Origin of the sequence: Thiothrix nivea DSM 5205 (assembly GCF_000260135.1) — a bacterium.
Taxonomy (GTDB): domain Bacteria; phylum Pseudomonadota; class Gammaproteobacteria; order Thiotrichales; family Thiotrichaceae; genus Thiothrix; species Thiothrix nivea.
Genome location: NZ_JH651384.1, coordinates 2,273,094 through 2,291,483, shown reverse-complemented (window position 1 = coordinate 2,291,483; position 18,390 = coordinate 2,273,094). Strand labels below are relative to the sequence as shown.

Here is an 18,390-nt window from a genome sequence, read left to right as displayed (position 1 = left end):
TATAGTGCTATACGTCCGCTGTTAGCACTCAGATTTTCCCGTTCTGCATGTCTATCGCCAACAGGTTGTTGAGCCAGTTAGCGACATTCTTGATGGTCACATTGCGGTTGGCGTCTTCATTGATCAGGCGCTTGCCGGTGTTGTTCAGGCCGAAACCCAGGTGGTAAATGCCGTCCGCCACCTTATTGATGGCATTTTTACCAAACAGTTTGGTTTTAGCACCGTCGCTTTGTACCAAATGGAAGCCGGTTTCTTCACCCGCTTCATCGTCACCATGGTAAACCGCCCATTCCGCAGCATGGTTAGCCTGAATGTAGTTGCTGAGGGTCTGGACATCAGCGGGGGAAATAGTTTTGTCGGCAGCAATGCCCGTTGCCTTGATGGCTTCCACGATGATCTTGTTCATGGCATCAGCCGCCGCCGCGCCTTCGCGCATATCACCGGTGGAAATCTTTTTCTGTAGACCGGGGTCGCTGTAGATGATGCCAATAAAAGTATCCAGCCCTGTACCGGTACTGCCGACCACTTCCTGGATAGTCGGGTTGGTCAGGGTTCCGGCTGCCAGATCAGCCGACAACAAGCCGGTCAGCCAGCCACCAACAGTGGCGAATGAGGCATTGGTATTGCCGTCTTCGTTCATGAGGCGGTTTTTACGGTGGGTTTCAAAACCCAGGTGGTAAATACCATCCGCCACCTTGTTAATCGCATTCTTGCCAAACAGCTTGGTTTTAGCGCCGTCGGCTTGCACCAGATGGAAGCCGGTTTCCTCATTGCCTTCGTCATCACCGTGGTACTGCATCCACTCGGCGTAATGGTTAAAGAAAATATAGTCGTTCAGTTCGCGGGTATCAGCCGTTGAAATCACCTTGTCGTTGGCCGTGCCGGTCGTCCGGATAGCCTCAACAATGATGTGGTTCATGGAATCCGCTGCCATGGCCGCTTCATCGCGGTGCTCGGCAGTGACGCGCTTTTGGAGACCAGGATCCCGGTTGATAATATCGACGATCAGGTCAAGGCCGGTAAAGGTGCTGCCATTATAGTTGGCGGATGCCTCCGTCTGGATGCCCAGTAACAGGATGCCGGACAAGGCGATGGACAGGGCAACTTTATTGGGGGTTGTCATTGTAGCTTCCTCGCAATGTGATAAAGGATCGAGCATTAGGGGGCTAACACTCGGTATCCAATTATTAGTAAATTTTATTTTTATTGCATTACAAAATTTGTCACACCCGTCGACGTCGGAATCCTTCCCTGATGTGATGTACAGGTAAACCATGATGGGGAAGGGATCGTAGAGGTTTAACCCGGCCGCCGGATCAGTTTCTGGATGTCTTTATCAAATGACTGGATTTCACAACCTTCGTCCTGCGAACGTGTGAACAACAAAGCATCAACAATATCGACGTTATGGACAGCGAAAATGTCCAATGCGTGTAAGTAATGACCGTAATGAGGCTGATAGAAGCCGGGGTAACTCAACACATCAGTCAGTTTCCCAGCAATCAACGGGCGCGGTATGTTGTACACTTTCAACAGGACATACACACACTCAATCAGTACGCCTTCGGTAATCATAGCGTCTGCGTTGCCTTGTTTCAGCGGCTCAATAATGGCGCAGGCACGTTCATACAAGGTTTCATTATCTGCCAGCAGATAACGCAGGATAACGTTGGTATCAATGAGCTGCATATTTTTCTTCAATCACCGCATCCCATGCCAGCTCAGTTTCTTTTTCCATATCAATATTTTTACGAGCATAAGCACTCAAACTGCCAGCAACGGATTTGATGGGTTCAAGACGAACCTGACCATCCACCAGTGTGAGGCGGACACGTTCGCTGCCAAGTGCTTGCCGGATATATTTAGGTAGGGTTATCTGGCCTTTTTTGGAAATTTTCAGGGTATGTTGCTGCGCGTTCATCATTACTTACCTTCGGCATTGGGTAAGTAGTATTGTTTCACTATCGCCCAATAATCACAAGGTAAGGTACTAGCCATTATTGGGTGGAGTAAAGTTCCTGCTCCAATACTTGCTTGGTGTATACAGATCACCACCCGAACGGCTGTACCTGCACCACATCCCCCGGCTCCACCGTCGCGGATTCCTGTGGAATAATGATCAGGCAATTGCCCTTGCTCATGGAACTCAGCACGCCGGAACCCTGATAACCGGATTTTTCCACCGCCAGCCTGCCATCCGCCGTGCGCCTTACCGTGCCGCGCTGGAATTCGGTGCGCCCCGGTTTTTTCTTCAGCTGGCTTTGGCAAATGGCATCCACCAGCAGCGGCTCATAATCCTGCTGTCCGGCCAGTTTCAGCAGCGCAGGCTGGACGAATTGCAGGAATGTCACCATCACTGCTACCGGATTTCCCGGTAGGCCGAAGAACAAGGCATTGCCGAGCTTGCCGAAAGCCAGTGGACGTCCCGGCTTGATGGCAATTTTCCAGAAATTGATCTGTCCCAGCTTGTCGAGGATGAGCTTGGTGTAATCAGCCTCACCGACCGATACTCCGCCCGAGGTAATGACCACATCGGCAACGGCAGCAGCCTGCATAAAAGTGGTTTCCAGTGCTGCCGGGTCATCACGCACCACGCCCAGGTCGAGGATGTCGACGTCGAGCTGTTGCAACATGCCGTACAGGGCGTAGCGGTTGCTGTCGTAAACTTCGCCGTCGCGCAGGGTTTCGCCGATGGAACGCAATTCGTCGCCGGTGGAGAAAAACGCTACCCGTAGCGGGCGATGCACGCCAACTTCGCTGACGCCAAGCGAAGCCAGCACGCCCAGATCCGCTGGGTTGATGCGCCGTCCGGCAGTCAGCACTACGCTGTCTTTGGCAATGTCTTCCCCGGCTTGGCGCACGTTTTGCCCGCTACGGTGGCCTGCACCGATGCGAACCGTATTTTCCCCGGCGATTTCAGTCTGCTCTTGCATCACCACGGTGTCGGTTCCGGCGGGCATGGGTGCGCCGGTCATGATGCGCACGCATTCGCCCTTGTTGCAGGTCGCCGTAAAGGGAACGCCCGCGTAGGCCGTGCCGATCACGTGGTATTCGTGGATTGCATCGTCCGGCAGGTCATTGCCACCAAGGGCATAACCATCCATCGCCGAGTTGACGTGGTTAGGCACGTTGATGGGGGAAACCACATCTTCCGCCAGCACCTGCCCGAGCGCGCCGCGCAGCGGACGTTTAAGGGCAGGGCCGACCGGTTGCAGGTCAGCCATGATACGGCTACGGGCTTCCTCCACGCTCAGGCTGGCGGGGTCGCGGTCATCGGCGCAACTGGGGGCGGATTGAAGGGTGTGTGGTGTATCCATGCGGTAATTCCCGTTCTGGTCAGGTGGCGGCGTGGTGTAACGGCATTATGTTAGCGAATTGCGGCGCGCCTGTAACCGCTTGCAGCTTACCGGTGTGCAGGTGCAGGTGGTCGTTGACCAGCGAGGAAAAGTAATCCGGGTCGTGGCTGGCGATCAGCAAGGTCTTGCCTTCGTCGCGTAACTGGCGCAGCAGGCTGACGGTACGCAGGCGGGCTTCCTTATCCATGTTGGCGGTGGGTTCGTCCAGCAGCAGGATACCGGGCTGGCGTAGCCAGGCGCGCGCCAGTGCTACCCGCTGGCATTCGCCGCCGGAAAGCTGCTTGGCGGGCGCGTCGGCAATCCGTTCCAACCCTCCCCAATGCAGCGCCATCCGGATGCGTTCCACCTGCTCACTTTTGGGTAATGCGTGCGGCAAGGCATAGGCCAGATTGGCGCGCACGCTGCCTTCAAACATGTAGGGTTGCTGGTGCAGGTACAGCACGCTGCCTTGCAGGGTTTTGCGGTATTGCCGCCAGTTAAGTACGCAAAAGCCAGTATCTACCTGAAAATTATCAGGCTTTTCAAAACCGCCGAGAATGCGCAACAGGGTGGTCTTGCCCGCGCCATTGTCGCCGGTCAGCAGGGTGCAGCGCCCCGCGCACAGGCTCAGTTCCAATCCATCCAGAATCGTATTCAGGCGGAAACGTTTGCGGATGTTGAGAAAATGCAGTTCATTCATGAGCCGATATAGCCTTTGCCCTGGAAATGGTGCAGCAGGATGTTGAGCGTGGCGGCCATCACCAGCAGCACCATGCCGAGCGCGATGCCCTGGGCGAATTCGCCCTTGCTGGTTTCCAGCGCAATCGCGGTCGGGATGTTGCGGGTGTGATGCAGGATGTTGCCGCCCAGCATCATCGATGCGCCCACTTCGGAAATGATACGCCCGAACGAAGCCAGCACCGCTGCCAGCAGGCCGAAGCGGACTTCGTACAGGATGGTCAGCAAGGCGCGCAGATGGGAAGCGCCAAGGGTGCGCGCCGTTTCCCATGCCCGCCGGTCAGCCGCCTGCAAGGCCGAATGGCCGATCGACACCAGCATTGGGAAAGCCAGTACAATCTGGCCGATGATCATGGCGGTCTGGGTGAACAGCAGCCGCCATTCCCCCAGCGGCCCCTGCCGCGACAGCAGCAGGTACAGGGTCAGGCCGATTACCACGGTCGGCACCGATAGCAAGGTGCTGAACACCGCAATCCCCAGCCGCCTGCCGGGAAATTTTCCATACGCCAGCACGAATGCCAGCAATACGGCAGGCGGGGTAGCAATCAGCAAGGCCAGCAGGGAAACGCGGAAAGAAATGCCAACGATTTCCCACAGCGCCCGATCGCCGCTGAACAGCAGGTACAGGGCCTGGGTGCTGGCATCGATCAGGGCATCCATACACCCTTATTTGGCCGTTGCGGGTGCTTCAGCCGTGGCGTTTTCCTCGGCATTAGGTGTGAACAACTGGGTTCCATTGATCTTGAAGTCGGCAACTGCCTGCTGGCCTTCCGCAGAAACGATCCAGTCGATGAGTGCCTGTGCGCCTGCGTGGTTGATGTCGGGGTAACGGGTCTGGCTGACGGCGATGACACCGTATTGGTTGAACAGATCCTTGTCGCCTTCATGGATGATTTTCAGCGGGGATTTTTCCTCGCTGGCCAGCCAGGTGCCACGGTCAGCCAGGGTGTAGCCGCCCAGTTCGCCCGCCATCTGGATGACTTCGCCCATGCCGCGCCCAGCTTCGCGATACCAGTCGCCTTCCGGCTTGATGCCTGCTGTTTCCCACAGTTTCAGCTCTTTCTTGTGGGTGCCGGAATCATCGCCACGGGAAACGAACACGGCCTTGTTTTCGGCGATTTTGGCCAGCGATTCGGGGGCGGTCTTGGTGTCGCGCACGCCTGCCGGGTCGGCATCCGGGCCGAGGATGATGAAGTCGTTGTACATGACCGGGTAGCGTTTTTCACCGAAACCTTTTTCCACGAATTCCTTTTCGGAGGAAGGGGCATGTACCAGCACCACATCCACGTCGCCATCCTCGCCCATCTTCAGCGCCTTGCCGGTGCCGACGGCGATGACCTGGACTTCGTAGCCGGATTTTGTCTCAAACTTGGGCAACAGATCTTTCAGCAGGCCGGAGTTTTCGGTGCTGGTAGTGGTGGCCATTTTCAGTACCTTGTTGGCGGGTGCATCATCGGCGTGGGCGGTGGCCAACAGCAGGGGCAGTGTCAGCAGCAGGGTCAATAGCAACTTTTTCATGGCTTGTCCTCAACAGGGTGGCATAGTTATGGCAAGGCTATGGCAGGGTAAAGCCATAGGTTCCCAATCTATTTTAAAAAGGTTGGCTGAAGGTTGGTTAGCAATGGCTAATAAAGGGTAGGCATTAATACGTCATTTCTCATCGTTAGTGGCGCGCACGCAACAAACAAGGTATAAGTTGTCCCACGATTTATCCACACTCATGGCCGCCGAATGTTGAAACTCCTCTCCATCTGTTTGCTTGCGCTGTCATTATCTGGCTGCTCGCTCATCCCCTGTCAGCAAGGTAGCATGTTGAACCCGCGCGAATCAGGCAAGGCATTTGCGGCAGTCACCCGCCAGGTTTCGCCCTCGGTGGTGTCGGTACAGGCGGAGTTTCCGGTTGACCCGGCCTCCATGCAATTCCCTTTTGACAAGGATTTGTTCAAACGCCTGTTTGGCGACTTGCCGGAAGGGTTGCTACCCCCCACCGACCTGCCGCCGGAAGCCCAGGTGGAAACCAGCCAGGGTTCAGGGTTTGTGTTCCGGGCAGAAAAAAGCCGTAGCTACATCCTGACCACTTATCATGTGGTGCAGGATGCCCGTAGCGTCCGCGTCATGTTGCTGAACGGGAAAGAGTTTGAAGCATCCGTCAAAGGGGTGGATACGCACTCCGACATCGCGGTGCTGGAAATCCCCACCGGTGATACCTTGCCCCTGGCACTGGGGGATTCGGCACAACTGGACGTGGGTGAATGGGTACTGGCCATTGGCAACCCGTTTGGCCTGCAACACACCCTCACCGCCGGGGTGGTCAGCGCCAAGGGGCGCACGGCGCTGGGCATCAACGATTATGAGGATTTCATCCAGACCGACGCCGCCATCAACCCCGGCAATTCCGGCGGGCCACTGGTCAACCTCGATGCGCAAGTGGTGGGTATGAACACGGCCATATTCAGCAGCAGCGGTGGTTACATGGGTATCGGTTTCGCCATTCCGGTCAATTTCGTCAAAACAGTCGCCGAGCAATTGATCCAGCAGGGCAGCGTGGTGCGTGGGCAACTGGGCGTGCTGATTGAGACGCTGACGCGCGAAACCGCCCAACGCCTGCAACTGCCAGCGGGGCAAACCGGCATCCTGGTAGTCGAGGTGCAACCCGGTACGCCTGCGGCCAAGGCCGGTTTCAGGCTGGATGATGTCATCGTCAGCTATGCAGGCAAACCAGTGAGGGATCTGGGCGCGTTCCGCAACCAAGTAGCCGCCACCAGCCCCGGCAGCCGCCAGCCAATTGGCATCTTGCGCAACGGCAAACCGCAAACGCTCAGCGTGGAAATCGGGCAATTGCCGTAAGGCAACAGCCAAGGGTCAACCGCCATGCGTATCCCCCGCTTTTACCTGCCACTGGAACTGCACGCCGGGCAAGTGCTGGAACTACCGCCGGAAACCTTCCGCCATGCCATCCAGGTGTTGCGCCTGAATGCGGGCGAACCGCTGATCCTGTTCAATGGCGCAGGCGGCGAATACCTGGCACGGGTCGAAACCGTCAGCAAACGCGCCGCCACTGCCCGCATCGACAGCTTTTCCCCTGGCAACCCCGAATCCCTGCTGCCACTGACGCTGGCGCAAGCCATTATCAAGCCCGACAAAATGGATTTCGCCCTGCAAAAAGCGGTGGAACTGGGCGTGGCCTGCATCCAGCCGCTGATCACCCAGCGCAGTGTCATCCGCGTTGGCAAGGAAAAAGCCGACAAAAAAACCCAGCATTGGGAAGGTATCGTACAAGCCGCCTGCGAACAATCCGGGCGCACCCGCCTGCCGATGGTAGACGCGCCGCAAACACTGGCAAACTGGCTGGAAACCCCGACGGCAGGCACGCGCCTGATCCTCGCTCCCGGCGATTACCCGCGCATCAATGCCTTGCCCGCTGACTTACCAACCCCCATTTCCTTGCTGACAGGCCCGGAAGGCGGGTTTACGGATGAGGAAGTGGCACAATGCCTGCACGCGGGCATGATGGCAATCGCGTTGGGGCCACGCATCCTGCGGGCGGAAACCGCCAGCATCGCCGCGCTCGCCCTGCTCCAGCAACGCTACGGCGATCTCTGAGGTGGCTTGGGGGATAAACCCAACTACTCCTCAACCTGCGAAGGCAATGCCTCCGCTGCCTGCTTCAAGTATTGCTCCAGCGACAACGCCGGTCTGGCGTGCATATTCAGCGAACTCAAGGTCTGCTGGTAATACGGTTCGCTGGAAAACTCACTATCCGCCGTGATCTGGTCGAGCAAATTCATCCCACGCAAACCCAGCGGCAAAGCACTAAGCACCAGCGCAATCCCCAGCGAATGCCGGTGTTTCTGGCTCAGCACCCAATGCAGGTAGGCATACAACAGGATGGGCAACAACAGGAAATCACCCACCCCGATCACCAGCCAGTTGCTGGGCGAATCGGAGGTGAAGAAATAATCCAGCCAGTCACCCGCCTCCTGCAAGATCAGTGGTATCAGGGTGAACAGCGATACCACGCTCAAAGCAGGTACAAACTCCCAGCGGTGCGTCACCAACCGCGAAACCCCGCCGATCAGCAACGTCCACAGCAGTATCCACAGTAGGCTGGGCAATAGGCCGCTGATGTAAAACAGCGCGTCCTTTTGCATCGCCACATCCAGATAATCATTGACCAGCAGGGAAACGATGGTCAGCAGCAGCAACATGCCAGCCCACAACGGCTTGCACAACGGTGAGAAAATACCGCTGCAACGGCTGACATGGGTCATTTCCACCGGTATTCCCGCCGACACCAACCTTGCCTTGCGGTTGCCCAGCAGCAATTGGCTGGGAACCGGTGCCGATACCGGCTGCTGCCCCAGTTTGTGGCTGTTCAGGCGGATACCGTTTTCATCCGACAGGTTGTGGATGAAAATCTGGCCTGTCTCATCCTGCTCCAGCCGCAGGTGATAGGGTGATACCGAGTTGTCAGACAGGATAATGTCATTATCCAGCGCCCGCCCGATAGTGACGGGAAAGCTTTCCAGGCGATGGTACTGGTTAAGGCCACGGGTCTGGATTTCGAGGATTATTTTTGCCATTTGAACGCCTCCAGCATCCGCTTGAGCAAGGCCATGCCACTGTCAAACGTGGTGCCGGTCAAATCCAGGTTGAACAACATGCCTTCGCGTTTGTGCCCCACCAGCGCGGCGCTGATCAGCAGGTCGCTCAGGCCGGTATAGTTGAGGTAATCGCGGCGACAGGTGGTGAGCTTGAACTCCTGCCCCGCCACCACGGTAAAATCGGTGAAGCACTCGAAATTGGTGACATCCTGCTTGCCTGCGTCACTGTTGGGCACGCTGGAATTGTTGGCCTCGTACTGGCGGTAAAAACGTGCCGGTACGGTCTTGTCCGTTTCCAGCCAGACATATTCATAAGCCAAGCTGCCGACTTCCAGGTTTTCATCCAGGTAAATGCTGTTCTCATTGCTGCACTGGGTATAGGTGGTGCGCAGCAGGTCGTCTGGGTCGGGTTTCTGGCTGTTATCCCAGCAGCGGGTAGCGCCTTCGATATCAGCAGGCACGGAAAAATTGCCGATTTTCAGGCTAGTCCAGTTATCATCTTGCAAACGCTGCAAGTATTTGTCGGCATTGGCGCGTAACTGCTCGGTGATACGCAGGAGAATATCTTTGTCCGGCTGGAAACCGGTCAGTTTCAGGCGTTCCAACATGATGGCGAGGTATTGCGCGGGAACCAGGAAACTGATGCCGTTGCCGGAGGTGGCCACGTTCACCCCCACCACTTCCTTGTTGCCGTTGAGGGTCGGGCCGCCACTCATGCCGGGGTTGAGGCTGCCGGAAAACAGGATGTTGTTGTCATCGCTGTATTTCATGACCCCATTGTTGGTACCTTCCACAATCGAAAAACCCTTGTCCATCGGGTTGCCCAACGAATACAGGCGTTCGCCCTTGGGCGGCACTTTGGTGATTTGTAAGGGGTTGCCCAACGGGCGTTCGGCACGCAACACCGCCAGGTCGTGGAGGACATCCACCGCCAGCAATTCCAGCCCACCGGTATTGCCCGTAGTGGACAGATAATCGAGTTCAAAACCGCCCGGGTTGTTGATGTAGGTACTAACCACATGGTAGTTGGTGGCGATAATGTCGGATTGCATCACCACGAAACCGGAACCGATGGTGGTCTTTTTGCCGGTCTGCTGGTTAATGACCCGCACCTGATAGACCGAGCTTTCCACATCGGAATAAATCGATGACGAACTGCTTTCCGCCCACGCAAGCGGCACGGCCAGCAGGCAAGCAAGCAGGAGTAGGAGCCTTGTCAACACTGGGTTAATCCTTGGCCTTGGGTTGCAGGGCAGCGAAAACGTCGGTGGCAATGGCAATGGTCTCATCCAGATCAGCCTGGGTATGGGCGCTGGAAACAAAACCGGCTTCGTAAGCGGAAGGGGCGAGGTAAACGCCACAATCCAGCATACCGTGGAAAAACTGGTTGAACTGCCCGATATTGCAGGCCGTTACTTGTGCATACGTATCAATCCGCGCTTCGGCGGTGAAGAACAGGCCAAACATGCCGCCCACTTGCTGGGTGATGAATGCGACCCCGGCAGAATCAGCAGCTTGTTGCAAGCCTGCCAGCAAATAGCGGGTCTTGCTGGTCAGGCCAGCATAAAAATCGGGTTGGGAAATGATTTCCATCATTTTCAGGCCAGCCGTCATTGCAATCGGGTTGCCGGAGAGCGTACCCGCCTGATACACCGGCCCCAGCGGGGAAAGCTGTTCCATGATGTCGCGCCTGCCGCCGAATGCGCCGACCGGCATCCCGCCGCCGATGATCTTGCCCAGCGTCGTAAGGTCAGGTTTGACGCCATACACCGCCTGCGCTCCGCCCAGCGCCACGCGGAAACCGGTCATGACTTCATCAAAAATCAGCACCGCGCCGTGTTCGTCGCACACTTCGCGCAAAGTTTCGAGGAAACCGGGCACGGGCGGGATGCAGTTCATGTTGCCGGACACCGGCTCGACGATGATGCAGGCGATTTCATGCCCACGCGCCGCGAACACTTCGCGCACCTGTGTGCTATTGTTGTAATCCAGCGTCAGGGTGTATTGCGCCAGTTCCACCGGGACACCAGGGGAGCTGGGTTGGCCGAACGTAAGCGCGCCGGAACCGGCTTTCACCAGCAGCGAGTCACCATGGCCGTGGTAGCCGCCTTCGAACTTGACCATGTAATTGCGCCCGGTAAAGCCCCGCGCCAGCCGGATGGCAGACATGGTGGCCTCGGTACCGGAGCTGGTCATGCGTACCAGCTCGATGGAAGGCATGATAGAGCAAATTTTCTCCGCCATGGTAATTTCAATTTCCGTTGGCGCGCCATAACTCAGACCATCGACAGCAGCAGCCTGCACGGCGGCAACCACTTCCGGGTGGGCATGACCCGCCACCATCGGCCCCCAGGAGCCGACGTAATCAATCAACCGGTTGCCGTCGGCATCCCACATATAAGCGCCTTGCGCACGGGCGATGAAACGGGGCGTACCCCCAACGCTGCGGAACGCGCGTACCGGGGAATTGACCCCGCCGGGAATAGACTGTTTGGCTTGCTCGAAGAGGGATTCGGAACGGGTCACGGCTGACATCCTTGGCTGTTAAATTTTACGGACGATAAAAGCCTGCTATCTTACGTGAGAGGCATCCACTTGAACAGATACCAACTGGGGTTAGGGCTTTTGGCCGGGGTGATCGTTTTTGCGCTTTATTTTTCCGGCAAGCCACCCTCACCAGCACCATTTTCGCCTGCACCAACAACGCCCGAACCACGGGCGGGGAATTTTCCTGCGCCATGGCCGACAACCGGAAGGGGCATGGTCGTGTCGCCAGCACCCCTCTCCCCAAGCGCCCCGACCGCTGACGGTAAGCCTGGCGGAAAGATTGAACCGCTGCTGGAACGGATGGAAACTGTCCTGCGGGAACTGGCCAGTTTACAGTCGATGATGGTAAACCCAGCAGACCCTTACCCGATGCCGGACGAGCTGATGCAGCAAACCTGGCAGCCGCGCGTTGATGCCCTCACCCGCCAGTTTGAGGAATTGGCGCGTCAGGCTCGTGACCTATCCCAGCGCCGCCTGCAACGTTTCCTGTGGGAACAGGCGCTAACAGTCGGCTTCGCTGTCGATACCGGCTATACCATCATTAACGTGATGGGGGATGTGGAAGACGATGCCCTGTTCGAGGAAATGCTGGCATTCCTGACCAACAGCGCCTACCTCGTAGAGCAACGGCAATCGCTGACGTATTCCATCCTGATGTCATCGTTGTCGGGGGCTTACGACAACGAAGGCAAGCTGGTTCCCAACACCGCTGTAAGCCCGCGCCAGCGGCGCATCCGCCAGTTTCTGGAAGAGCGCCTCCAGCAGGAGCCAGAACCGGTCATGCTGGAAAGTTATCTGGATATTTATTACTCGCTTTCGCAAGAAAACCCTGCCCTGATTTCTGATGCCCAATTCTGGCAGCAATTGGAAAGCCTGCGCGGGCAACTCACACCGGATGCTTACTTCCGCTACCACCTGCAAGCGCTTAATCCGCTTGACCCCAATGTGGATTACACCAGCCTGCTGCGCGGCATCAACACGACCCAGATGACCCGGCAGCAACGGCGCGATCTGCTGTTTGCCCTCAGCAACAGTATTTCCTCGCTGTTCAACCCCGAATTTAACGGCAGCACACCGCCGGTACAAATCCCCGAGCCGCAACGCCAACTGCTGCTGCGCTATCTGGAAACCAACCTGCCAGCGCCTGAGCTGCAAGACCGTTTCAGTCTGTACCAATATGGCGACCAGCTTTACACGATTGAACTGCTGCGCAATGGCCAGGCGGGGGCTGCTGACGCTTTCTACCAGAAAATCATCGGCAGCCAGTCGCTGGTGGAACAACTGGCGATGCTGCTGATGACACCCACCGGCAACGAAGCGGTCATGAAACGTTTGCAGCAAAACCAGCCATTACTGCAAAAGCTGGAAGCCCGCTTGCAACAGCCCGGCCTTGCGCCGGAGATGTACCCGTTGCTGGACGAGGGGATTAACCTGCTGAACGGTTCCGCACAATACGCGCCAGAACCTCCCGACGTGTCGGTTGATGAATACGGCAATACCACCTATACCCAGGAAACCTTTGCACCGGATGGCTCACCTGAGACTGGTACAACACCCGATACAGCGCCAGCTGATGGGCAAGAGTCAGGGTATTGAATATTCAGGCTGGTGGAACCGGAAACGGGCGGGGATCCGGAGGGGCATCGCCGCTACACCCGTAGCAGCCTGCGCCCCCTGGCTGCCCGTCTGGGTAGGGTTTCGGTGACTGCCGACAAGCCGATGAAGTCAAAGCCTATGACTTCCCCAGTAAAACGGATTACAAAGCCACGCCTTATGGCATTTACGGCTCTGCCTGCAACCGGGCTTTCGTCAACGTCGGCATCAACGCGGTGACACCGGCCTTTGCCATGGCCTCCATCCGACGCTGGTGGCAGCAGTTTGGGTCTGCGGCTTATCCCAACGCCCACCATCTCCTAGGAAATGGCTGTTTTGAATATTCACCGCCGCCTGCGTTGTCCTGATTTGCTTAATTTTCTCCATAGATATGTGCCATTAAATTTCCACTTTTTTCCATCCTGGCATAAACTCCCTATAACCCCAACACCAAGGAACCCTTATTATGACGGTAGTCGAACACTGCGTTTATACCGCCACCCAAGTACGCCAACTCGATCAAATCACCATTCAGGAACACGGCATTCCCGCCTACACCCTGATGTCACGCGCAGGGCAGGCCACTTTCGACCGCATCCGTACTGTGTGGCCTGATGCCAGATCCCTTTGTGTCCTGTGTGGTGGCGGCAACAATGGTGGGGATGGCTACGTCATCGCCCGGCTGGCCATACAGGCTGGTTGGCAGGTTACGTTGCTGTCACTTGGGGATGTCTTGCGTCTGCAAGATGCCGCCGAGCAGGCATTCCGTAATTTCATGGCTGCCGGTGGTCGCGCCCAAGCATTTGAGGGGCTGTTGCCAATTGCTGACGTGATGGTCGACGCCCTGCTTGGCACCGGGTTGGACCGCAATGTGGAAGGCGCATACGCCGACGCCATCGCCCTGCTCAATCAGCAAGATGCGCCAGTCGTCGCGGTGGATATCTCCTCCGGCCTGCACGCCGACACTGGCCAGCCCTGTGGCTGCGCGGTTGAAGCCGATCTGACCGTCACTTTCATTGGCTGGAAAGCCGGGCTGCTGACCGGCAAAGCGCGCGATTACTGCGGCAACCTGCATTTCGCCCGGCTGGATGTGCCGGATGCAGTCTACGCGCAAGTCCCCACCGACATGCGCCTGCTCGGCCTGCATACCCTGCGTGAATATCTGCCACCGCGCCGCCGTTCTGCCCACAAGGGTGACTGCGGCCACTCCCTGCTGGTTGGCGGTGCGCCTGGCATGAGCGGCGCGGTGCGGATGGCGGGGGAAGCCGCCCTGCGCGCTGGTAGCGGGCTGGTGACAGTTGCCACCCATCCCGAACATGCGCCCGTCCTCAATCTGCTACGCCCGGAACTGATGGTCAACGCGGTTGAATCGCCCGTTCACCTGCGCCCGCTGTTGCAACGTATCGACGCCATCGGCATCGGCCCCGGTATGGGGCAAACCGCCTGGTCCCGGGGTTTGCTCACCATGGTACAAACTGTCGGCCTGCCCAAGGTACTGGACGCTGATGCCCTTAACCTGCTGGCACAAACCCGCAGCCAGCGCGACGACTGGGTTCTGACCCCACACCCCGGCGAAGCTGCCCGCCTGCTGGCTTGCGAAACAACGGACGTTGAGCAAGACCGCATCGCCGCCGCCAGCCGCTTGCAACGCGAATACGGTGGCGTTATTGTCCTGAAAGGCGCAGGCACGCTGGTAGCTTCTGCCGCAGGCGTAGCATTCTGCCCCGTGGGCAACCCCGGCATGGCTTCTGGTGGCATGGGTGATACCTTGACCGGCATCATTACCGCCCTGCTCGCGCAAGGGTTGGGGCTGCAAGCCGCAGCGGAAGCCGGTGTCTGGGCGCACGCCCACGCTGCTGACCTGGCCGCTGCCGCAGGTGAACGTGGTTTATTGGCCAGCGATGTGCTGGCGCATTTACGGGAAGCAATCAACGCATGAGCAACTGGCAACGGGTAGACGATGAAACCGCCATGCTGGCCTTCGGTGCCAGTCTGGCGCGGCAGTTTCCCTCCGGTGGGCTGATTACGCTGCACGGCGACTTGGGGGCAGGCAAAACTACCTTGGTGCGCGGCCTGTTACGTGAATTGGGGCATACCGGCAACGTCAAAAGCCCCACTTATACCCTGGTCGAACCCTATTATCTGGCTGGGCGCGACATTTACCATTTCGACCTCTATCGTCTGGGGGAGCCGGAAGAGCTGGAATACATGGGTATCCGCGACTATCTGCGTCCTGATGCCTTGTGCCTGGTGGAGTGGCCCGAGAAGGCCGCAGGGTATCTGCCTAAGGCGGATTTGCGCATCCACATCAGGCACTGCGGTGCAGCCCGCGATATTTTGCTTGAATGAATTTATGATTAAAATCATAAACTTGTAATGTTTTAATAAAAAACTACTTGAAAAGAATCCAGTGCTTGTCTAATACTATTAGGAAAGAGCGTTAATTTATCCGTTTTCAAAAACTGTCCAGTAAAGGCGGGTTCCTTGCTGACGGTGAGTATTGCCTGAGAGTTTGGCCATGAACACAAAAAATCTGACGCGAAGAGCTTTCATCATGAAACTGGGCGCGTTGGCGGGGGCGATTGCCAGTGGAGTGACTGCGCAAGGCGCGTTTGCTGCCAACGCCCGAGCGGGTCGCCTGACCGGCGCAAACCTGAGCGGTGGGACAGACAACCTGACCTTTTCCCTGCAACTGGATGAGCCGGTGGATTTCAAGGTATTTACCCTGGATGCACCTGACCGTGTGGTCATTGACCTGATCAACACCAGCATGGCAGGTAAGCTCAAACAGGGCGCGCATGACCGCGCTCCACTCAAGGGCATCCGCTATGCCGCGCGTGAAGATGGCCGCCTGCGGGTGGTGCTGGATATGCAAGAACAGGTTTCTGCCAAGGGTTCCATGAAGGCGTCAGGCAGTGGTAACACCCTCAGTGTCACCATGAAGCCTACCGGCAAAGGCAGCACCGGCAGTGCTAACAAGCCGGAACCAAGGAAAAAGCCTGCGGGCAAGCAAAGCCCAACCAAGTCATCCAGCGGCTCCGAGAAACCGGTGACTTCCGAACCATCCCGTGGCAAATTTATTGTCGTTATTGACCCAGGCCATGGCGGCAAAGACCCTGGTGCAATCGGCCCTAGTGGAACCCGCGAAAAAGACGTGGTGTTGCAGGTCGCGCGCAAGCTGAAAAGTCGCATCGACAAGGAAAAGGGCATGCAAGCCATCCTGACCCGCGACAGCGACAAGTTCATCCCACTGCGCGACCGTATGGATCTGGCTCATAAACACAAAGCCGACCTGTTCATTTCCGTCCATGCTGACGCCAACCCCAGTTCGCGGGTGAGCGGCTCCTCCGTCTATATCCTGTCGGAAAATGGCGCATCCAGCGAAGCAGCGCGTCTGCTGGCGGAAAGCGAAAACTCTTACGAAGTAAGATTTGGCAACCGCAGCCTGAGCAATACCAGCAGCAAAGTCGCTTCCATCCTGCTGGATCTGAGCCAGAACGCGATGATGGATCGTAGCCTGAACCTGGCCAAAGGCGTGTTGGGTGAGCTGACCAAGGTCAACAATCCGTTGCGCCGCCGGGTGGAAAGCGCCCGTTTCGTGGTGTTGCGTTCGCCGGACATTCCTTCCATGCTGGTGGAAACGGCTTTCATCAGCAACCCGACCGAAGAAAAGCGCCTGCGCACCGCTGATTACCAGCAAAAACTGGCTTCCGCCATGTTCCAGGGCGTCAAGCGCTACCAGCTTGCCTACGCCGACGAAGGCCGCATGAATACCTGATTACACAGGTTTACCGATTTTTGCCAGAGTGTTGGATCTCTCTGTTGCCGGGGTAAGTCCCCGGCTTCTTTATTCCGGGCGGTAAGGCGAATGTTTATTCACCGAACGCATGTAATCTGCCACCGAATTCTTTTCATACGCCGCATGGCGCTCAATGGCTTGCCGGAATTTGTCCTCGCGTAACCAGTGCGCCGAACGGGTCAGGGTAGGGAGGAAGCCACGCGGTATCTTGTGTTCCCCCTGCGCGCCCGGCTCAAACACCTGCAAACTGTGGCGGATGCAGTACTCGATGCCCTGGTAATAACACGCCTCGAAATGCAGGCTGTCGAAATATTCCGTGCATCCCCAATGCCGCCCGTACAGACGGGTGCGGCTACGGAACATCAGCGAACCGGCGATGCATTCGCCCTCGCGGTTATCCGCCATCACCAGCAGCACCTGCTCCCCTAGCGCCCGCGCCATTTCACGGAAAAAACCGTAGTTCATGGTGGGGATGCCCCATTTGTTCTCGAATGTGAGCTGGTAGAAAAAGGCGAAACGTTCCCAGTCGGCGTCGGTGGCGGTGTTGCCATCCAATTGCCGCAGGGTAATGCCTGCATCCACCACCTTGCGGCGTTCCTGACGGATATTCTTGCGCTTTTTGGGTTGCAGTGCTGCCAGAAAGTCGTCAAATGTCTGGTAGCCCTGATTGTGCCAATGAAACTGGCAGTCGTGGCGGATGGTCAACCCTTGCTGCGCCAGCCAGTCCAGCTGTGAAGCAGGCGGAAACAGGCAATGGAAACTGCTGGCTTGCATGGCTTCGGCCAGTTGCATGGCGGCAGAAAGCAGTAGGGGAAACAGCTCTTCCTCACGCCCGGCTTGTGTCAGTACACGCTGCCCGCTGACCGGCGAATAGGGGATGGCTGACAGCAGCTTGGGGTAATAACGCATCCCATGTTGTTTGTAGGCTTCCGCCCAGGCATGGTCGAACACGAATTCGCCGTAATTATTGTACTTTTCGTACAGTGGCATGGCGGCAACCAATGAGCCTTGCTCGTAAACGGCGATGTGGTGCGGCAGCCAACCGAATGCCTCACCGACACAACCATGATGTTCCAGCGCTGCCAAAAATTCGTGGCGCAGGAATGGATTGTCGTCCTGTACCAGTGCGTTCCACTGGGTAGCGGGAATGGCGTCGAGATTGTTGAGGATTTGTATCTGCATGAAGGCGGATAGTAGGCGCTTCACGCTGGCCGGACAATTTCCCCAGTCAGGCCGTGGCGTATTTCGGTCGGTTGCGCCTGTTCGCCGAGCGGGGCATCGAGGATGTCATCCAGTTGCATGCCGAATTGCTGGCGGACTTCCTGCGCACTGCGGGCAGGTGGCTGGTCGCTGAGGTTGGCGCTGGTAGATATGAGTGGGTGGCCGAGTTGCTGGCACAGTTTCCGGCAGACTGGGTGGGCGGTGACGCGCACGGCTAGCGTGTCGTGGTTGCCGCGGATCAGCGGGGAAACCTCCGGGCGCACCGGCAGCAGCCAGGTGACAGGGCCGGGCCAGGTGGGCAGGATGCGTTCCAGCAAAGCGTTGCCCAACGGCAGCAGGTACGGCTCCAGTTGGGCAAGGTCGGCGGCGATCAGGATCAGCCCCTTGTCGGCGGGGCGTTGTTTGAGGGCGAGGATGCGTTGCACCGCAGTAAGGTCGGCAGGGTTGCAGCCGAGGCCGTAGACGGCTTCGGTGGGGTAGGCGATGACGCCGCCAGATTGGACGGCGTGGATGGCGGAGGGGATGCCTTCTGCTACCTTAGCCAACGTAACCT

The 18,390-nt window shown here is 57.5% G+C and carries 18 protein-coding genes and 1 pseudogene; 7 read left to right on the top strand and 12 right to left on the bottom strand.

Annotated elements, in window-relative coordinates:
* Window positions 1–28: 28 nt before the first annotated feature.
* The 7 genes from THINI_RS11480 to THINI_RS11450 all read right to left on the bottom strand — a co-directional run bounded on the left by THINI_RS11480 (window position 29) and on the right by THINI_RS11450 (window position 5,591).
* Entirely contained in the window at window positions 29–1,123 is a 1,095-nt protein-coding gene (locus tag THINI_RS11480) for a hypothetical protein (RefSeq protein ID WP_002708758.1), read from the bottom strand.
* Between the two features lie 176 nt (window positions 1,124–1,299).
* The gene (locus tag THINI_RS11475; RefSeq protein WP_002708757.1) at window positions 1,300–1,689 is read right to left on the bottom strand and encodes a type II toxin-antitoxin system VapC family toxin; all 390 of its coding nucleotides are present in this window, start codon (window positions 1,687–1,689) and stop codon (window positions 1,300–1,302) included.
* Entirely contained in the window at window positions 1,676–1,924 is a 249-nt protein-coding gene (locus tag THINI_RS11470; RefSeq protein WP_002708756.1) for an AbrB/MazE/SpoVT family DNA-binding domain-containing protein, read from the bottom strand. The genes THINI_RS11475 and THINI_RS11470 overlap by 14 nt, the downstream gene beginning before the upstream one ends.
* Before the next feature lie 124 nt (window positions 1,925–2,048).
* Complete coding sequence (gene moeA, locus THINI_RS11465) at window positions 2,049–3,317, bottom strand: molybdopterin molybdotransferase MoeA (RefSeq protein WP_002708755.1); 1,269 nt, start codon at window positions 3,315–3,317, stop codon at window positions 2,049–2,051.
* A 19-nt stretch (window positions 3,318–3,336) separates the two neighbouring features.
* Complete coding sequence (locus THINI_RS11460; RefSeq protein ID WP_002708754.1) at window positions 3,337–4,035, bottom strand: ABC transporter ATP-binding protein; 699 nt, start codon at window positions 4,033–4,035, stop codon at window positions 3,337–3,339.
* Window positions 4,032–4,733: an ABC transporter permease gene (locus tag THINI_RS11455; RefSeq protein WP_002708753.1), complete on the bottom strand. Its 702-nt coding sequence runs from the start codon at window positions 4,731–4,733 to the stop codon at window positions 4,032–4,034. The genes THINI_RS11460 and THINI_RS11455 overlap by 4 nt, the downstream gene beginning before the upstream one ends.
* A gap of 6 nt (window positions 4,734–4,739) precedes the next feature.
* Window positions 4,740–5,591: an ABC transporter substrate-binding protein gene (locus tag THINI_RS11450; protein ID WP_002708752.1), complete on the bottom strand. Its 852-nt coding sequence runs from the start codon at window positions 5,589–5,591 to the stop codon at window positions 4,740–4,742.
* Between the two features lie 291 nt (window positions 5,592–5,882).
* Here THINI_RS11450 and THINI_RS11445 point away from each other — a divergent pair, with 291 nt between their 5' ends.
* Window positions 5,883–6,920, top strand: coding sequence for a trypsin-like peptidase domain-containing protein (locus tag THINI_RS11445; RefSeq protein WP_050988036.1), 1,038 nt, complete (start codon window positions 5,883–5,885; stop codon window positions 6,918–6,920).
* A 24-nt stretch (window positions 6,921–6,944) separates the two neighbouring features.
* Entirely contained in the window at window positions 6,945–7,676 is a 732-nt protein-coding gene (locus tag THINI_RS11440) for a 16S rRNA (uracil(1498)-N(3))-methyltransferase (RefSeq protein ID WP_002708750.1), read from the top strand.
* A gap of 23 nt (window positions 7,677–7,699) precedes the next feature.
* On the opposite strand, the gene THINI_RS11435 is transcribed toward THINI_RS11440, so the two are convergent.
* Genes THINI_RS11435 through hemL form a run of 3 tightly spaced genes read right to left on the bottom strand, consistent with a single transcriptional unit; the run spans window position 7,700 to window position 11,203 of the window.
* A complete protein-coding gene (locus THINI_RS11435) occupies window positions 7,700–8,656 on the bottom strand; it encodes an FHA domain-containing protein (protein WP_002708749.1) in 957 nt (318 codons plus the stop codon).
* Window positions 8,644–9,900, bottom strand: coding sequence for a S1 family peptidase (locus tag THINI_RS11430; protein ID WP_002708748.1), 1,257 nt, complete (start codon window positions 9,898–9,900; stop codon window positions 8,644–8,646). The genes THINI_RS11435 and THINI_RS11430 overlap by 13 nt, the downstream gene beginning before the upstream one ends.
* A 4-nt stretch (window positions 9,901–9,904) precedes the next feature.
* Entirely contained in the window at window positions 9,905–11,203 is a 1,299-nt protein-coding gene (hemL, locus tag THINI_RS11425; protein ID WP_002708747.1) for a glutamate-1-semialdehyde 2,1-aminomutase, read from the bottom strand.
* A 240-nt stretch (window positions 11,204–11,443) separates the two neighbouring features.
* On the opposite strand from hemL, the gene THINI_RS11420 reads away from it, so the two are divergent.
* The 5 genes and pseudogenes from THINI_RS11420 to THINI_RS11405 all read left to right on the top strand — a co-directional run bounded on the left by THINI_RS11420 (window position 11,444) and on the right by THINI_RS11405 (window position 16,595).
* A complete protein-coding gene (locus THINI_RS11420) occupies window positions 11,444–12,820 on the top strand; it encodes a hypothetical protein (RefSeq protein ID WP_154724401.1) in 1,377 nt (458 codons plus the stop codon).
* 125 nt (window positions 12,821–12,945) lie between these two features.
* A pseudogene (locus THINI_RS27270) lies at window positions 12,946–13,185 on the top strand (ISAzo13-like element transposase-related protein); the annotation flags it as partial.
* A 98-nt stretch (window positions 13,186–13,283) separates the two neighbouring features.
* Window positions 13,284–14,756, top strand: coding sequence for a bifunctional ADP-dependent NAD(P)H-hydrate dehydratase/NAD(P)H-hydrate epimerase (locus THINI_RS11415; RefSeq protein ID WP_002708745.1), 1,473 nt, complete (start codon window positions 13,284–13,286; stop codon window positions 14,754–14,756).
* The gene (gene tsaE / locus THINI_RS11410; RefSeq protein ID WP_002708744.1) at window positions 14,753–15,166 is read left to right on the top strand and encodes a tRNA (adenosine(37)-N6)-threonylcarbamoyltransferase complex ATPase subunit type 1 TsaE; all 414 of its coding nucleotides are present in this window, start codon (window positions 14,753–14,755) and stop codon (window positions 15,164–15,166) included. Before THINI_RS11415 ends, tsaE begins: the two co-directional genes overlap by 4 nt.
* A 169-nt stretch (window positions 15,167–15,335) precedes the next feature.
* Window positions 15,336–16,595: an N-acetylmuramoyl-L-alanine amidase gene (locus THINI_RS11405; protein WP_040839398.1), complete on the top strand. Its 1,260-nt coding sequence runs from the start codon at window positions 15,336–15,338 to the stop codon at window positions 16,593–16,595.
* 69 nt (window positions 16,596–16,664) lie between these two features.
* On the opposite strand, the gene THINI_RS11400 is transcribed toward THINI_RS11405, so the two are convergent.
* Both THINI_RS11400 and tsaC read right to left on the bottom strand, forming a co-directional pair.
* Complete coding sequence (locus tag THINI_RS11400; protein ID WP_245536615.1) at window positions 16,665–17,822, bottom strand: GNAT family N-acetyltransferase; 1,158 nt, start codon at window positions 17,820–17,822, stop codon at window positions 16,665–16,667.
* Entirely contained in the window at window positions 17,819–18,382 is a 564-nt protein-coding gene (gene tsaC / locus THINI_RS11395; RefSeq protein ID WP_002708741.1) for an L-threonylcarbamoyladenylate synthase type 1 TsaC, read from the bottom strand. Before tsaC ends, THINI_RS11400 begins: the two co-directional genes overlap by 4 nt.
* Window positions 18,383–18,390: the final 8 nt, after the last annotated feature.

Coding starts and splice junctions, on each gene's coding strand:
- THINI_RS11450 (WP_002708752.1), bottom strand. CDS start 5,591: ATGAAAAAGTTGCTATTGACCCTGCTGCTGACACTGCCCCTGCTGTTG.
- THINI_RS11445 (WP_050988036.1), top strand. CDS start 5,883: ATGTTGAACCCGCGCGAATCAGGCAAGGCATTTGCGGCAGTCACCCGC.
- THINI_RS11480 (WP_002708758.1), bottom strand. CDS start 1,123: ATGACAACCCCCAATAAAGTTGCCCTGTCCATCGCCTTGTCCGGCATC.
- THINI_RS11405 (WP_040839398.1), top strand. CDS start 15,336: ATGAACACAAAAAATCTGACGCGAAGAGCTTTCATCATGAAACTGGGC.
- THINI_RS11435 (WP_002708749.1), bottom strand. CDS start 8,656: ATGGCAAAAATAATCCTCGAAATCCAGACCCGTGGCCTTAACCAGTAC.
- THINI_RS11470 (WP_002708756.1), bottom strand. CDS start 1,924: ATGATGAACGCGCAGCAACATACCCTGAAAATTTCCAAAAAAGGCCAG.
- moeA (WP_002708755.1), bottom strand. CDS start 3,317: ATGGATACACCACACACCCTTCAATCCGCCCCCAGTTGCGCCGATGAC.
- THINI_RS11415 (WP_002708745.1), top strand. CDS start 13,284: ATGACGGTAGTCGAACACTGCGTTTATACCGCCACCCAAGTACGCCAA.
- THINI_RS11475 (WP_002708757.1), bottom strand. CDS start 1,689: ATGCAGCTCATTGATACCAACGTTATCCTGCGTTATCTGCTGGCAGAT.
- THINI_RS11440 (WP_002708750.1), top strand. CDS start 6,945: ATGCGTATCCCCCGCTTTTACCTGCCACTGGAACTGCACGCCGGGCAA.
- tsaE (WP_002708744.1), top strand. CDS start 14,753: ATGAGCAACTGGCAACGGGTAGACGATGAAACCGCCATGCTGGCCTTC.
- THINI_RS11455 (WP_002708753.1), bottom strand. CDS start 4,733: ATGGATGCCCTGATCGATGCCAGCACCCAGGCCCTGTACCTGCTGTTC.
- THINI_RS11460 (WP_002708754.1), bottom strand. CDS start 4,035: ATGAATGAACTGCATTTTCTCAACATCCGCAAACGTTTCCGCCTGAAT.